The organism is Picosynechococcus sp. PCC 8807 (assembly GCF_001693295.1).
In the GTDB taxonomy this organism is placed as follows: domain Bacteria; phylum Cyanobacteriota; class Cyanobacteriia; order Cyanobacteriales; family MRBY01; genus MRBY01.
Genome location: NZ_CP016486.1, coordinates 1 through 15,538, shown reverse-complemented (window position 1 = coordinate 15,538; position 15,538 = coordinate 1). Strand labels below are relative to the sequence as shown.

The following is a 15,538-nucleotide window of genomic DNA, read 5'->3' as shown; positions in this document are numbered from 1 at the left end:
GAAAGAATTAAGGTATTAAGCCTTTATGGGTCTTTGCTCATATCGCTAGGATACAAGCATTTCAAAAGCTTAAATATCAATTAATTAAATTAAGGTATTAAACCTTTATATGTTTATGATATTATTTCTTTTAGGAATAAAACCATTAAATCAAGCCATGAAAGCGATCGGATACATCAGAGTCTCAACTGAAGAGCAAGCCACCCAAGGCGTAAGCCTAGATGCTCAGAAAGCCAAGTTAGAAGCCTATGCCGGGTTGTACGACATTGAACTGGTAGACATCATCATCGATGCTGGACAGTCTGCAAAAAGTCTAGATCGCCCCGGCTTACAGAAAGCATTAGGGATGCTCGACAGTGGAGAAGTGGAGGCCATGGTGATTGTTAAGTTAGATCGCCTCACCCGTTCTGTTAAAGATTTAGACTGGCTTCTGGAAAACTACTTTGCTGATAAATTCTCCCTAATGTCAGTCAGTGAACAAGTGGACACCCGTACCGCTTCCGGCCGCTTAGTTCTCAATGTCTTGATGAGTGTGGCCCAATGGGAGAGAGAAACCATCGGAGAGCGTACCAGTGCAGCCTTACAGCATAAGAAGTCCCAAGGCGAGCATATCGGGGGCGTAGGTTTTGGGTACAAAGTCACTGCAAAAAAACTCACCAAAGCCAAGGAACATAAGACAGTCGAGCTAATCCAGCAGCTCCGAGGTGAGGGCAAAACTCTACAGGCGATCGCCGATCATCTCAACTCTGAGGGCATTAAAACCCAACGGGGCGGGCGGTGGCATCCAATGACAGTGAGCAACATCATCAAAAGAGAAGAGCGGTTACAGGATGCAGGATGAACAGAGATAAAGCAGAACTGAATAGCCTATTTGGTCGGGATGCAGTGAACCATGCTCTATCCCGGCGTTTCCTTTTGGCCCAATGGGAGGGGGCATCGGTGAACAATCTCACTACAGTCATCAGGGCGATGCAGGACTTAGAAGAAATTATTGATGATGTCCCAAGGGCGATCGCCTACTGCCAGAAGTTAGATGATCGGGTTAGGGGATGTGTCATCTTGGCTTTAAGCTCAGATTTATAAAGGAGGGACGTTTCTTATAAATGTCTCCCTCACGCGCCCGCGATGTTGTCAGAAAAGTCGTATGGTCTTTGGGCGATCGCCTGTCCAGTTTATCCAGATATCAGCGGTACGGGCTATTTTAGAAATATCACCTCAAGTCCTTGGCTATGGAAATTACCTTAAAGCAGCTATCCCCTGACTTTCAGCGGCTTATTACTGAGATGGGACAAAGCAATGAGTCGATCATCATCACCGATGAGGGAACCCCACTCGCAATCCTTTCGCCTACGCCACAGAAAAAACGGGCGGCTTTTGGCTGCATGAAAGAAACGATTCAGATTCTTGACGATATTGTTGCCCCGGCTGTCCCTGAGTCGGCTTGGGAAGTTTTGCAATGAGGCTATTGCTAGACACCCATATTTGGCTTTGGTATTTACAGGGAAGCGATCGCCTTTCTGTTGAACTTCAAGGCAAGATTGAAGATCCAAAAGTTCAAATCTGGCTAAGTCCCATTAGTATTTGGGAAACGCTAATGCTGGCTGAGAAAGGGAAAATCAATCTTGGTGTACCGCCTCAACAGTGGATTAGCGATGCCCTCAAGGTTTTGGAGGTGAGGGAAGCTACCCTTAATAACGATATTGCGATCCTCAGTCGAACAATCCAGTTACCCCATCAAGACCCGGCGGATCGCTTCATTGCCGCCACGGCCCTTTACTATGACTTGGTTTTGGCGACTGTAGACAGGAATTTAACGGCATCAGAGCAGCTAACGACCCTCAGCTAAGGGCGATCACCCCAAGGTATTGGGAGACAACGGCTTAAAATAGCTATCCCCTGATTTTCAGCAGCTTATTACTGAGGTGGGACAAAGCAATGAGCCGACCATTAACTTTTTGTTCCGGTAATATTGCCGGAATTTTTTACCTCAAACTAATTCATTTACACATTGGAAACATGGGGTGAAAAATGGGTAAGTCGATGGGTAAAAAGTATATGGCATAGTAGCAAGGATAGGCCAGGATACAGATAGGCCATGGGGTTGCGTCATCCACCATAAACCGTTAATTGTTAGTAGCTAATGAATTTTTAATGGAGGGTAAGCTAGAATCACTCTCCTTTTTGAGGGCTAAAAGATGTTAAAAAGGAACCAAAAAAATGTTGCCTTTTTAAATAGTGGGTATTACTATAAGGGAAGGTCTTAAGGTTTACACTATGGCAAGATATAAAGTCGTCTCGATCAAAATCGAGCCAAGCCAGCACAAGGCGATCGCCGCCTATGCCCATGAGCATGGGACGAATGTTAGCCAGCTATCCCGAAAACTTTATGCGGAGGCTCTCAAGAATGATGGCCCAACCGCCGCATAGATACGACAAAACCCCCGCTCCGACCAAAGTTTGGGGGTTTCATCAAAGTTCTATTCACAACCGACTCCCACAAAAATGGGGGCCGACTTGTTTCTATTATGGCAAAAATTGTATTACAGCCTAGGGTTTCTGTCGATACCCCCAATTTTACCCTAAGTTATCTTTCCAATATCGAATGGCTAGCGGCAACTTTCCCCCATCGTTCCGCCCCTGCGATCAGGGTGAGGGGGAAATATTCTACCCTTGGCAGAACAATCACCAGACAGCAAGCGATCAGTTATTGGCGATCACCAACAGAAGTTATCGCCCAACGCTTCCCCAAGGAAACGTGGTTTTTTGCCCTTGATGTTGATGCTGGTTCCCAGTACCGCACCCCAGAGGTGATCGCCGCTATCAAGGAATCCTTGGAGGCTATTGGCATCGCGGGGACAATCATTTGTCAGAGCAGCCATAGTGGTGGCATCCACATCTATGGCCCATTGCCTAAGAAGCGCGGTTCATTTGCAATCGCCCGAACCATTAAAGGCGCTCTAGAAGATGCAGGCTTTGAGCTTAAGCCAGGGCAATTAGAAATTTTCCCCAATCAAAAAACTTGGACTAAGCCAGGGACGGCATACCCCAAGGGCCAGTATCATGGGCTGCCTGACTACAACGCTTTCCGGCTACCGTGTCAGCCAGGGACAGGGTTTTTTGTTCTAAATGAAGATTTAGAACCCATTGGCGAATCATTAAAAGATTTTCGTCCATCACTGGGAATGGTGCGAGTCTCAGCAGGATATGGAGACGCTGGACGCAGCGATCGCCCATTACCGAGACGCTGAATTGTTGTGGGAGATTGCCGCCATGGAGTGCGAAGATTTCAATGGCGATACGTCTCCACTCAAAGCAGAACCCATTAGAGCCAACGGCGAGGCCATTGAAGGCGACATTCTCGACATCCTAGGGCGTGACTGTAGGGAAAACGACTATCAGGACGAAACCCCTAGCCTAGCCACCATGAAAGCCCACTACAACGCATTAAAGAAAAGGGGATGGCAAGGCCCAGACGAAACCCAAGCGATCATTAAACACTTGTGCCGATTGACTCGTATTTTTGTTTTTACAGCCACCGCTGACGACCTAGCCCAAAAGGTAGAGGCGATCGCCACCGCTCTCCCTGGTTTTTATGAGCATTCCGATCATTCCCCACGGGTCGCCAATGACATCGATCAAGTTTGCAGGGCATGGGCCGGAACCACCTATACAAAACCTTATTACTACTGTGGCGATCGCCAATCCAAGAAAGCCAATGGAACAGAAGTAGCAGAGCCAGTAGCACCGATCAATCCAACCAATGAGGCTAGACACCAGAAAGCCGTTGATCGCTTCCGTCGTGGTCTCACTGGCATGGTGAAAAATGGGTTCAGCTTCCCTAACAAAACAGCGGTGATCGATGCCCTGTTAAAGCAGGTGAAAGGCAGTAAAACCACTATCCAAAAATGCTGGGAATCGCTCAAGGATCTGGCTGAAAAATTGATCAATCCAGAAGAGCCAGAAACACCAGATACCAATGGCTCTAAAAAAAGTACACACCCCATTGATAGCAAATATATACATAGCGTTTTTTGCGCTACGTCTGCGTTGGGTGCTGATTGGAATCCGTTTGACTGCGACGCACAACCGCCACCACCTCCGAAGCCGATAACTTTCCTTGGGTTCCGGGAACAGGCGATCGCCCATGACTGCTGGATACCAGATAATCTCAGCTACTTGGATATCCCTCGTTTGATTCAGTCTGCGTTCTCCGAGATGGTGCGGGTCGCTTATTGCACGGACTACCTAGGCATTGAACAGGCGATCGGAGAACTTAATCGGTGCGACGCTGAAACCATTTACAGCCTTCTCGACTGGCTTAAATCTTTCCCCTCAGTGCCAGAAGGCGATCGTCCCTTACCACCAAAGCTCACAACGGACGAATTTAAGGAAGCTAAAAGGATGAAGCGTAAGGCTACTTTCCAGCGGTTTAAGGCGATGTTAGGAGGTTAAGTCATGAGTAAATTTCAACTACGCCCCTATCAAGCTCAAATGGTCAGTGAGATCCTCGGAAGTCTTGCCCAACATGACAGCGTAGTGGGCCAACTCCCAACGGGGGGCGGCAAAACTATCATCCTTTCGGCGATTGCCAATGAGTTTGTCAGTCGTGGTGAAAATGTCTGTTTACTTTCCCATCATGACGAATTGGTGAACCAGGGTGCGGATAAATTGGCGGCTGTCTCAGGGCAACCAGTAGGAATCATCAAAGCTGGCTATCCCGACAATGACGATCGCCTCATCCAATCAGCATCAGTTCAAAGTCTAGTGAGGCGACTGCATAAATATTCCCCTGATAGATTTGGGGCGATCATTGTGGATGAATGCCATCACACCACCGCTAACACCTACAGAAAAATCCTTGACCACTTCGAGAAAGCTTATGTCCTAGGATTCACCGCTACGCCCTGCCGGGGTGATGGAGCGGGCTTGGATGATTTATTCAGCCACATGGTCACAGGCCCAACGATTAAGCAGCTCATTGAAGCGGGCCACCTTTCCCGGTATCGCTACCTTGCCGCCGAAAAATCAATGGTCGTTAAAGGTGCCAAGGTACGCCGGGGTGATTACACTTCAAAGTCATTGGCCGCTGATTTAGTGAGCAGCTATTTTCAACATTGCGACGGGATGAGATGTCTGGTTTTCGCTATTGATCGAGACTATTCCAAAGCCACCACCGCCATGTATCAAGCCGCTGGGATACCCTCAATTCACCTCGATGGGGAAACACCCCAACATATCCGCAAGGCCGCCCTGGAGTCTTTCCAAGCCGGGGAAATTAAGGTGGTCTGCAATGTGGGCTTATTTACCGAGGGAACTGACATCCCAGCAGTGGAAGCTCTACAGATGGCCCGCCCGACAAAATCCCTTGGCTTATTTCTTCAGATGGTGGGACGGGTGCTAAGGCCCGCACCGGGAAAAACCGAAGCCCTAATCATTGACCATAGCGGCAACTGGGAAATGCACGGTCTACCCTGTGACGATCGCCAATGGTCTTTAGAAGGGGTGGCAAAACCCAAGCGGGCGAAACGATTAGTCAAAAAGCCCGATGGGGAAATCGTTGAATGGGAACCAGTAGAGGTCATTCAGACGAATGTGACGACCCGTGAGATTATCCCCGGCACTGTGGCGATCGCCCCTGATGTCGATGGCTTCTGGAAAGCTCGACTTGATGAAATATTGGCCGAAAGGGAAACCATGGACTACCAGAAAGGATGGGTCGGCTACCGATTGGGTGAGCTGTCACCACCATTGGAAGTCTGGAAAGTAGCGGCGATCGCCCTTGGGTATAAGCCGGGGTGGGCTTGGTATCAGTGGCAAAAATACCGGGGTCAGGATGTGGCTTAGGTCAGCAGTGGTCACAAAAAAAACGATGTACCAAAAAGGACAACAAAGTATTTTTTTATTTTTACCAAGGCACCAAAAGACACTAAAAAGCACGATCCAACGATGGGGCGATCGCCTCTGTACCGATTACTTTAAGTGATGGATACAATAAAAAAACAGTTCGTTTCGGATTTTTTCATGGCAAGCACCGCCCCCGGAAAATCAATCAGTGCCAAAAATGCGACTAAGCATGGCATTTATAGCTCTAAACCTCCCACAACAGATAATGATGATTTCGCGCTTTATGAAGCAACAAAAGCAGGTCTGATTGCGGAATTTGAACCACAGACGATGACCGAAGAAATCCAAATCGAGCAAATCACCATGGCACGGGTGAGACTGCATCGCTTGTGGCGAGCGGAAAGTGCCATTATTCAAATCCAGAAATTAGATGGTCAAATTGCCAGTCTCGAACCGCCCGCACCGCCTAGCGATCTTGATTTACTTTTGGAGTCAATAAATCCTAAACCACCGGAACCAACCCCGGCGATCGCCAAACAAATTAAGCCATTGAGACAGCAGCGATCAGCCATGATCTCAGAAACCTCAAGAATTATTGAAAGGGATAAACAACAGCTCCGGCTGCAACGTGAGGAGGGTCATCTCAACCGGATTATTGAAAAAGGACTGGCTTATCTGGAAAAACAACGCGATCGCCGGAACGGTTCTACTCCCCAAACTATTGAAACGATTGCGCCGCTAACAGGGTGATTGACTGCCGAAACCTCAGACGCTACGCTCAAATTAACAAAACCTGCCAAGGCTATGCTCTAAGCACCTCAAATAGGCGGGTTACTTTTTATACATCAGAACCTCAAAATCTGACTGGCTTTTGCAAATGTGAAAATCTGAATTTTGATGTGACTGTCACCCTTCTGAGGGAAAATTGTCTACAAGATCAAGACCCGCTAGAATATAGGTAACATATCTGCCACACCTCTCACGGAAGTGCCAATTGGCAGATTTTCCAGTTTTTATCCGTTTTAATGCAGTACAATAAACCGCCTTTAACGTTTCAAGAGCAGATTAATTTACTCCAGTCTCGCGGTTTAATCATTAAAGATTTAGATTTTGCAGAACAGACATTACAGCGTATTAGTTACTATCGCCTCAGTGCATATCTACACTTTTTTCAGGAAATAGACTCATCCGATCATCAATATGTACCAGATGCAACCTTTGAAGCGGTTTTAAATCTATACAAGTTTGATAAATCCTTGAGAATGCTTATTTTTAATGCTACGGAGTCGATAGAAGTAGCAGTCAGAACTCAAATGATTTATCACTACTCCCATGATTATGATCCTCATTGGTATCTGAATAAAAGTTTATTTTATGACACTGGGAAGCATCAAGAATTAATCGATTCGATTACTCAATATTGCCAATCTAAAAAAGTAGAAGAATTTATCGGGCATTATCGAAACAAGTACACAAATCCTCTACTACCGCCGTCATATATGGCTTTGGAGATAATCGCCTTTGGGCAGTTATCTAGAATGTACACAAATTTATTACCATCTAAGACACGACAAAAAATACATACTCATTTCCAATTACCTAACAAGTTTTTTATATCTTGGTTACGGTCTTTGTCGCATATTAGAAATATTTGCGCTCATCATTCAAGGCTCTGGAATATACAGCTAGGAGAATCACCTAAATTGCCTGATAGGTTAAAAGGAAAATGGCTCTCTAGAGAAGTATTGGAGGATATTAATCAAAGAAACAGCCGTAAAATTTTCACTGGCTTATGTTGTATTCAGTATCTCTTAGAGGGTATTTATAAAGTAAAGATAAAAAAGATGAAAATTGGAAAAGATAGAGGCTAGATTGGTTGGTAACTGAGCGTTGTGGTGAGGCTTTGACCCATGACAGATAAAGTCTATCCTAGCGACCTGAGCGATGCAGAATGGGCCTTAATCCAACCCTTGATTCCCCCCGCCAAACCCGGTGGTCATCCTCGGACTACTGACATGAGACGGGTTTGCAATGGTATCTTTTATCTCCTCAAAACAGGCTGTCAGTGGCAATATTTACCAAAGGATTTCCCGCCCTCCCCAACGGTGTACTACTACTATCGAAAATGGCAAAGGAAAGGGGTATGGGAAAGCATTAACCATGCTCTGCGCGGCCTATGTCGACAACAAGTAGGTAAATCAGTACAACCAAGTGTGTTAATCGTAGATGCTCAGTCGATAAAAACGACGGAAAAAAGGGGGAGGTATTTGGCTTCCATGGAGGCAAAAGAGTAAAGGGAAGATGCCGGGGCCTGTTGGTGGATAGCTTAGGTCTGGTCTATAAAGCCATGGTGGCAGAGGGGAATGCCTCAGAACGAACCTTAGCAAAGGCGGCGGTGATGGAGTTATTAGAAACACAGCCAAAGTTGTTAGAGAGAGTGAAATTAATGTGGGTCGACGCCGGATATCGTGGCGAGGTCTTTGGACTGGGGATTTGGCTGATGATACAGGCGACAGTAGAAGTAATCAAAAGAGAGGGGCGAGAATTTCAGATGCTACCAAAACGGTGGATTGTGGAGCGAACATTTGGGTGGTTGAATTGGTATCGTCGTCTGAGTAAGGAATATGAAAAATTCCCCGAAGTATCGGAGGCGGCAATTTATGCTTGCATGACTCGCTTAATGCTACGGCGATTGGTTACCTAAAGATTTACTTTATAGATAGGCTCTTAGACAGAATTAAACCAGAGCATAATTTTGCACAGCATTTAAAAAGAACTTTTGAGATGTATCCAGAAATAGAATCTAAAAACTTAGGCTTTCCCAAAGATTGGGAAAATCAGCCTCTCTGGAAATAATCTAAGAGTCAGAATTTTAATTTGTCATAACTCTTTCTCGTTCAAGGCAGGCAACGCCCCCGGCGATCGCCGTCCTTTTTTATGCCACATCTTCGGTATATAAATCCGCCTGAAAATCTGCGAATACTTGACCGATATCCTGACCCAAGATCACTAAACCTTCATTAACGGTTTGGTATTTGATTTCGATGAGGGTAGGCAGTTTCCCCCGATCAAGTTCCTCCACTCCTTCTCGAATGTATTGGTCTAGGACAAAATCTAAAAATTCTTGCTGCTTTCCGGTGTACTTCGAGAAAATCAGATCTCGATGCTTAATTACTCGCTCTTCTCTGCTAATGGGTTTGGTGTTGTAGGCAACCCAAGTCAGGACATCATAGACATCACTTTTTTCCGCTTCGGCAATGCGGGCGATCGCCTTTAGTTGGGTGTCACCGTAGCCTTTTTCCGCGAGTCCGGTCAGGAACGATTTACGGGTATCGGGTTTCCCCCAGATGGTGCGTAGTTCGGCTTCATCCTTGAAGAGGTCGGGGAGTTCGCCAAATAGCTTTTCGATAAATTCTTGGGCGGACATGGGCTTACCGTCTTCACTCCAGAAAGTGGTGGTTTGAGTGTGGAATAGTTCCCGTTCCTTCCCATCGGCTAACTTGACTCTGATTTTTTGCGGTTTGCGGTTTTCCTCTGGTTCATCCTCCAGATCGAGATCAATTTTTTCCCGTTCTTTGCGCGGTTTTGGGTCAATGGCGACGGGTTCAGTGGGTTCGCCGTCCCATTCATCATCGTTGAAATGCTCGTAGGCTCTGACGAAATCATAGATGGTGAAATAGTCCTTATTATCGAAAAGTCGAGTCCCCCGCCCGATAATCTGCTTAAACTCGATCATGGAGTTGATCGGGCGCAGCAGAACGATGTTGCGGACGTTACGGGCATCGACACCAGTAGACAGTTTTCTGGAGGTGGTGAGAATAGTGGGAATCGCTTTTTCGTTGTCCTGAAAGGTTTTTAGGTTAGTTTCACCAATGCTGCCATCGTTCGCTGTGACCCTAACGCAATAATTTGGGTCGGTGCTGATTTTCATCTGGTTAATGAGATCCCGCACGGCTAGGGCATGGTCTTGGGTGGCACAGAAAACCAAGGTTTTTTCGTTCTGGTTTATGGCTTCCATGAAGAGCTGTACCCGCTGTTTTTCCCGCTCTTCCATCTCGATAATGCGGTTAAAGTCTTTCTCTTCATAGATTCGATCGCCATCAATCTCCCCTTCGATTACGTCGTCGTCGGGGTCATAGAGATATTCATCGAGGGTGGTGGTAAATTGCACCACTTTGAAGGGTGTTAGGTAGCCATCGTTAATGCCTTCCTTGAGGGAATAGGTGTAGAGGGGTTCGCCAAAATATTGATACGTATCGCCATTCACATCCCGTTTGGGGGTCGCGGTTAAGCCAAGTTGGACGGCGGGGGAGAAGTATTCGAGGATTTTCCGCCAGGTGCTTTCGTCGTTAGCGCCCCCCCGGTGGCATTCATCGATGATGATGAAGTCAAAAAAGTCGGGGGCATAATCATAGAAATGGGCAAAATCTTCATCCCCTTTTGTTGTCATGAAGGTTTGGAAGATGGTAAAAAACAGGCTGCCATTTTTTGGGACTTTGCCTTTTTTCTTGATTTCCTTGGGATCTATACGCACCAAAGCATCATCATCAAAGGCTCCGAAGGCGTTAAAGGCTTGGTTCGCTAATATATTCCGGTCTGCGAGGAAGAGAATGCGGGGGCGGTGGGTCGGTTCGCCGCTGATGTTCCATTTCGCCTGAAAAAGTTTCCAGGCAAGCTGGAAGGCAATGAAGGTTTTCCCGGTTCCAGTGGCGAGGGTCAGCAACATCCGGTTTTTGCCTTGGCTAATGGCTTCGAGGACTGCTTCGATGGCATTGTGTTGGTAGTAGCGGGCTTCCCATGTGCCCTGTTTGTCTTCAAAGGGAATTGCGGCAAATCTATTTCGCCAATCATTATTCGTCGGGTAGGTGAGTTCCCAGAGTTCGGTGGGGGTGGGGTAGCGGTCGATATATTTTTCTTCACCTGTTCTCAGATCGACTTGATAGATTTTTTCGCCGTTGGTGCAGAGGGCAAAGAGAGTTTTTAATCGTTCTGCATAATCTTTTGCTTGTCCGAGTCCTTCGGTGGGGTGTAGATCGCGCTTTTTGGCTTCGAGGGCGGCTAATTTTTGATTTCTATAGACCAGGACATAATCGCAGGCTTTGGATGGGCTACGTTTACCGGAACCGACTAATCGACCGGGGGCGATGACTTCTCTTCTGATGCGACTTTCTGGAATTTCTCCCCAGCCTGCGGCTTTTAGGGCGGGGTCGATCAGTTCGGCTCTGGTTTCGGCTTCGTTCATGGTCTAGGGGGCGGGAATAACCGTTATTAATCCTGTTTGGAAGGCGGGGTCATGGGTGATGACGGGAATTTGTTCGAGTTCGCTTTGTGCCATGATCATCCGGTCAAAGGGATCTCGATGGTTTATGGGTAATAATCCGGCTCTCAGGGCGTGGGCGGTGCTGATACTGAGTTCGAGAAAGCGGGCTTGTTTGAGGATTTCTGGGTAGTTTTCTAGGAGTTCCGTTGCTTCTGGGAGTTTGCCGATCCGGTTTTTTGTCGCTATTTCCCATGCGGTGGCACTACTGACAAGGATTTTGTTTTGGGGATTCTGGATAATCTTTCGGCTGGTTTGGTCTAGTTTTGGATCGTTAAAAATCCACCACAACAGGATATGGGTGTCGATTAGATAGCGGTTTCCCATTGTTGTAGTTCTGATTCGGGTAGGGGTTCAAAAAATGTGTCGCTGAGTTTGCCTTGGAGTAGTCCGGGGGTTCGGGGTTGGTCGTCTTCTGATTTTTGTGGGGGGGGTTGCCCTTCTCCGGTGGGGTTGTGGAGATGGTCGATTAGTTTTTGGTAGGCTTCGGCGGACAGGATGACGTGGCTAGGGCGTTGCTGTTTGGTGATCAGCACAGGTTCGAGTTTGGCGCGATCAAATACTTTGCCGTGGTGGTTGCGGACTTCGGTTAGGGTGTAGGTCTGCATAGGAATCTACGTTTTGGCTGTTTTGTACATTTTAGCCAATCTACTGGGTGAGTTGTCCGCTAAAGGCTTTCTGTAATATGGATTGTTTTAACTCCCCAAGGGCTTCTATTTTGCGTTGATAAATTTCTTCAAGTCTTTTTGCTTCAGTTTTTAAACAATATAGTTTTTCCACTATTTCTGATTGTTCTTCAAGTGAAGGAAAATAAATAGGATAAGATTTTAGTTTTGTACCATTAATATTTGCTTGATTAACACTTTTACTCATAACAGAGTATCCATGATTCCTTGCGATACTACTATTCAAAAAGAAATTCAAAAAATCAGGATTTATTATTTGTTTTTTATAATTAATGCGGATTAGATATCCCGCAAATATTGCTTTTCTTTCTCCTTTGTAAATTGATGTTTTTCCTACATGAACATCGCTGTTAGTTCGGTTAAATAGAACGTCATTATAATTTAAGTTATATTTTTCTATTTCTTCATGATTATCTGTGTAAACTAAATCAGACCAATCAAGATAGCCATTTTGAATATTTCCCATTCGCAAAACAGGTACAGAATTTTCTGTTTCTATTTTTAATGATTTCAGGGAAGACCCATACTCAACGCCATCACAGATATCAGCAATTGTTTTATTTTCCCAAGTAGCTTTATTCTTATAAAAAATTTGATCTAAATATTTGTCGAAGAGTTCGCGGGCGTTGGTGAGGTTCTGGCGGGCGATCGCCTCTGCCCTTTCAATCCCAGCAAAGCTTTCATCCAATATCTCCACTATCCGTTTTTGTTCTTCTAAAGAAGCCGTAATATTTATTTTTTCATCATGCACATGATTACGATTAAGCGTCGGAACACCTGTCCCAGTAGCAAATCGACCTAAGTCAAAATGTTTTAATAGATAGAAAATAAAGCGAGGATCATTGCCGTGAAAGTCTTTAACAAATAAGGTTGTATTTAGAGGCCAGAAGTCTTCCTCTACAAAAAATAAAGATCCAATACTACCACTTCGTCCTGTAACAACACCGGGACTTTTTACCTTTGCCTCACAATGAGTATCTATCTCTCCGCTAGAACTAATCAGAGGATATTCTCCCTTTTCTCTTAATCTTTTAGGTAAATCAAAGCCTCTTTGTAAAGTACAAACTTCGCTTAACTTTTTAACTTCCCACTTCATGCCAACATCTCCCCAATAGCCGCTAAAATTTCCGCACTTTCTTGGTCAAGCTCCGCAATTTCCGCCAAGATTTCCTCCGGTTCCCGTAACGGCTCTTCCTCCGGTGCATTCGGATTCTTTACCGACAAATCAAACGTCTCTAGATCAACGTCCTTCAGATCGAGAAACCAAGACCGTTCCGACTCTTTAAACGTTGATTGAAACTCGACAAATTCCTTTAGGTCATCATCATTAAGCGGATTCGTTTTCCCCAGCGATCGCCCCGGATCAAGCTGATAAAACCAAATCTTTTCCGTCGGTGTCCCCTTCTCAAAAAACAGCACAACCGTTTTCACCCCCGCCCCTAGGAACGTTTTCGCCGGACAATCCAACACCGTATGGAGATTACAAGACGACGTAAGCTCCTGCCGTAACGCCCGTGACGCATTATCCGCATTCGACAAGAACGTATTCTTAATGACGATCGCCCCCCGTCCCCCGACCTTCAGACTCTTAATAAAATGCTGAAGAAACAAAAACGCCGTCTCCCCAGTGGCAATGGTGAAATTCTGCTTAATCTCCTCCCGTTCCTTACCCCCAAACGGCGGATTAGCAAGGATGACATCATGGCGATCCTTCTCCTGAAACCCCTGAATATTTTCCGTGAGCGTATTCGTTTGGATAATATTCGGCGCTTCGATGCCATGCAAAATCAGATTCATCACCCCGATGATATAGGCTAACCCCTTCTTTTCCTGACCATAGAGCGTTTGAGTTTGGAGCCGTTCCAATTCCGCCGCACTCTTTACCAACGGACGCAAAAACTCATAGGCTTCACAAAGAAACCCCGCCGAACCACAAGCCCCGTCGTAGATCGTTTCCCCCAGTTGCGGCTTAATCACCTGAATCATCGCCCGAATCAAAGGACGAGGTGTGTAATATTCCCCACCATTACGCCCCGCATTGCCCATATTGTTGATGCGCGTTTCGTAGAGGTCAGACAGTTCATGCTTTTCCTGCTGCGTCTGAAACCTAAGCTTGTCAATACTTTCGAGGACTTCCCGGAGATTGTAGCCACTCTGAAACTTATTGCTAACCCCCGAAAAAATCTCCCCAATCTTTGCCCCAAAGGTTCCCGGTTCCGCATAGTCCTTAAACCCACGGAAATAAGGAAAAAGCTCCCCATTCACAAAGGCGATCAGGTCGTCCCCCACCGCCGCCGTTTTGATTAACTCCCCCTTTTCATCCCTCGGATATGCCCAAGACTTCCAGCGGTACGGCTCATCCAATAACGGTTCATACTTCTCCCCCGTTAACAGAGCCTTACTTTGGCGATCGCCTTCTAGATCATCCAGATATTTCAGAAAAAGAATCCATGAAATCTGTTCCGCATAATCAAGCTCCGTCGCGCAGCCCGCCTCCTTCCGAAGGACATCATCAATATTTTTGAAAGTCTGCTCAAACATAGCTGGGACAATAGGGAACCCAGAAATATTACCCGATCTCCTTTGACGCCTCCAATCATTATGAAGATTCAAAACGGCGATCGCTATGGCAACTAAGGTTAAAATCTTTAACCTCTTATACTTTTATAGGTTTAACTGTTGCTCTAAGTCTTGGATATTGCGAACAGTAGACCAATCAATTTCTGTGTCCTGAAGTAAGGCGATCGCCACATTGATCAGGTGCTGAGGATAAACCCGCTCTTTTGGCGGAACAGGATCAGTATTGTTATCCCTCACCTGTTGGGCCTTATCCGCAAGCCACTGTTTAGAGGCTCTAGGGATTCTGATATTGATCGGCACTTGTACCTCTGTTTCCTTACGCTTACTCACTTTTCTTTGTGGTTCTAGTGGCGTGGCGTTACCTTGGCTTAAGCCAGATTTATCCCCTAAGCTGGTTTGTTTGAGTCTACCCATTGAGAATCTCCTTTGCTAACTTTTTGAAGGCTTTAGCCCCGATGCTATTTTTCGCGTAATCCAGTACCGAGACTTGGGCGGAAACCGCTTCGGCGATCGCCACATTTTCAGGAATCGTCGTTTTGAGTAGGTTAAACCCTAATTCTTTTGCCCCATCCGCAAGCATCGCGTCATATTCCTTGGTGATCACTAACCGCGAACGGTAACGACTCCGAAGAACATCGATGGGTAAATCAGGATCTTCCTCCCTAACTAATTCCACCGCTTCGGCTAACCCTTTGATCACCGCAGGCTCAGAAACAACGGGAATAATTAGGCGATCGCAACTCAAAATCGCTTCTACCGAAATCGCGTTAATCGCAGGCGGACAGTCCAATAGAATTACATCATAACCCATTAAACCTTTAAGGGATTTTGCCATTAACCTCTCAGTTATAGGGTAGTTGAGGATTTCAAAATTTCCGGCGATCGCCTGAAGATTATGGCGACTGGTTTCAAGCGTTTGGTCAGAACCATTCAGCCAATCGATCACCGTTGGTTGCTGGCCCTCAGTTGCCAAGGAAAAACTTAATGTTCTTTGGGCATCAAGATCAATCACTAGGACTTTGCGTTTTTGGGTTGCGAGGGCTGCTCCTAGGTTAGCGACGGTTGTGGATTTTCCTACTCCACCCTTGAAATTAAAGACAGAAATAATCAT

The 15,538-nt window shown here is 46.0% G+C and carries 18 protein-coding genes; 11 read left to right on the top strand and 7 right to left on the bottom strand.

Annotated elements, in window-relative coordinates; translation table 11 throughout:
- Positions 1-157 precede the first annotated feature (157 nt).
- The 11 genes from AWQ24_RS14830 to AWQ24_RS16090 all read left to right on the top strand — a co-directional run bounded on the left by AWQ24_RS14830 (position 158) and on the right by AWQ24_RS16090 (position 8,548).
- Positions 158-841 (top strand): recombinase family protein, encoded by a 684-nt coding sequence (locus AWQ24_RS14830; protein WP_065717447.1) that lies wholly within the window; start codon positions 158-160, stop codon positions 839-841.
- A complete protein-coding gene (locus AWQ24_RS14825) occupies positions 838-1,083 on the top strand; it encodes a hypothetical protein (protein ID WP_065717446.1) in 246 nt (81 codons plus the stop codon). The genes AWQ24_RS14830 and AWQ24_RS14825 overlap by 4 nt, the downstream gene beginning before the upstream one ends.
- Positions 1,084-1,229: 146 nt before the next feature.
- A complete protein-coding gene (locus AWQ24_RS14820; protein ID WP_041444062.1) occupies positions 1,230-1,460 on the top strand; it encodes a type II toxin-antitoxin system Phd/YefM family antitoxin in 231 nt (76 codons plus the stop codon).
- On the top strand, positions 1,457-1,846 hold the full coding sequence (locus tag AWQ24_RS14815) for a type II toxin-antitoxin system VapC family toxin (RefSeq protein WP_065717445.1): 390 nt from the start codon (positions 1,457-1,459) through the stop codon (positions 1,844-1,846). Before AWQ24_RS14820 ends, AWQ24_RS14815 begins: the two co-directional genes overlap by 4 nt.
- Positions 1,847-2,274: 428 nt before the next feature.
- Positions 2,275-2,427: a hypothetical protein gene (locus AWQ24_RS14810; protein ID WP_232318915.1), complete on the top strand. Its 153-nt coding sequence runs from the start codon at positions 2,275-2,277 to the stop codon at positions 2,425-2,427.
- A gap of 98 nt (positions 2,428-2,525) precedes the next feature.
- Positions 2,526-3,248: a hypothetical protein gene (locus tag AWQ24_RS14805; RefSeq protein ID WP_065717443.1), complete on the top strand. Its 723-nt coding sequence runs from the start codon at positions 2,526-2,528 to the stop codon at positions 3,246-3,248.
- Positions 3,205-4,452 carry a hypothetical protein gene (locus AWQ24_RS14800; protein WP_065717442.1) on the top strand — a complete coding sequence of 416 codons (1,248 nt, stop codon included), beginning with the start codon at positions 3,205-3,207 and terminating at the stop codon, positions 4,450-4,452. The genes AWQ24_RS14805 and AWQ24_RS14800 overlap by 44 nt, the downstream gene beginning before the upstream one ends.
- 3 nt (positions 4,453-4,455) lie before the next feature.
- Positions 4,456-5,844: a DEAD/DEAH box helicase gene (locus AWQ24_RS14795; protein ID WP_065717441.1), complete on the top strand. Its 1,389-nt coding sequence runs from the start codon at positions 4,456-4,458 to the stop codon at positions 5,842-5,844.
- Positions 5,845-6,021: 177 nt separating this feature from the next.
- Complete coding sequence (locus tag AWQ24_RS14790; RefSeq protein ID WP_012308468.1) at positions 6,022-6,594, top strand: hypothetical protein; 573 nt, start codon at positions 6,022-6,024, stop codon at positions 6,592-6,594.
- A 275-nt stretch (positions 6,595-6,869) separates the two neighbouring features.
- Positions 6,870-7,715 (top strand): Abi family protein, encoded by an 846-nt coding sequence (locus tag AWQ24_RS14785; RefSeq protein WP_065717440.1) that lies wholly within the window; start codon positions 6,870-6,872, stop codon positions 7,713-7,715.
- A 39-nt stretch (positions 7,716-7,754) separates the two neighbouring features.
- Positions 7,755-8,548, top strand: a protein-coding gene (locus tag AWQ24_RS16090) for an IS5 family transposase (RefSeq protein WP_157096829.1) whose coding sequence is annotated in 2 segments (ribosomal slippage) — positions 7,755-8,088 and positions 8,088-8,548 — 795 coding nt in all. Because the reading frame shifts where the segments join, the coding sequence is not laid out codon by codon here.
- Positions 8,549-8,779: 231 nt separating this feature from the next.
- Here AWQ24_RS16090 and hsdR read toward each other — a convergent pair.
- From hsdR to AWQ24_RS14745, 7 genes are all read right to left on the bottom strand, one after another.
- Positions 8,780-11,086 (bottom strand): EcoAI/FtnUII family type I restriction enzme subunit R, encoded by a 2,307-nt coding sequence (hsdR, locus tag AWQ24_RS14775; protein WP_065717439.1) that lies wholly within the window; start codon positions 11,084-11,086, stop codon positions 8,780-8,782.
- Positions 11,087-11,089: 3 nt separating this feature from the next.
- Complete coding sequence (locus AWQ24_RS14770; protein ID WP_065717438.1) at positions 11,090-11,488, bottom strand: type II toxin-antitoxin system VapC family toxin; 399 nt, start codon at positions 11,486-11,488, stop codon at positions 11,090-11,092.
- Positions 11,470-11,769: a type II toxin-antitoxin system Phd/YefM family antitoxin gene (locus tag AWQ24_RS16085; protein WP_083993582.1), complete on the bottom strand. Its 300-nt coding sequence runs from the start codon at positions 11,767-11,769 to the stop codon at positions 11,470-11,472. The genes AWQ24_RS14770 and AWQ24_RS16085 overlap by 19 nt, the downstream gene beginning before the upstream one ends.
- Before the next feature lie 40 nt (positions 11,770-11,809).
- Positions 11,810-12,943 carry a restriction endonuclease subunit S gene (locus tag AWQ24_RS14760; RefSeq protein ID WP_065717437.1) on the bottom strand — a complete coding sequence of 378 codons (1,134 nt, stop codon included), beginning with the start codon at positions 12,941-12,943 and terminating at the stop codon, positions 11,810-11,812.
- Positions 12,940-14,388, bottom strand: a complete 1,449-nt coding sequence (locus tag AWQ24_RS14755; RefSeq protein WP_065717436.1) for an N-6 DNA methylase — start codon at positions 14,386-14,388, stop codon at positions 12,940-12,942. The genes AWQ24_RS14760 and AWQ24_RS14755 overlap by 4 nt, the downstream gene beginning before the upstream one ends.
- Positions 14,389-14,511: 123 nt before the next feature.
- Positions 14,512-14,841: a hypothetical protein gene (locus AWQ24_RS14750; protein ID WP_065717435.1), complete on the bottom strand. Its 330-nt coding sequence runs from the start codon at positions 14,839-14,841 to the stop codon at positions 14,512-14,514.
- Positions 14,834-15,538, bottom strand: coding sequence for a ParA family protein (locus AWQ24_RS14745; RefSeq protein ID WP_065717434.1), 705 nt, complete (start codon positions 15,536-15,538; stop codon positions 14,834-14,836). Before AWQ24_RS14745 ends, AWQ24_RS14750 begins: the two co-directional genes overlap by 8 nt.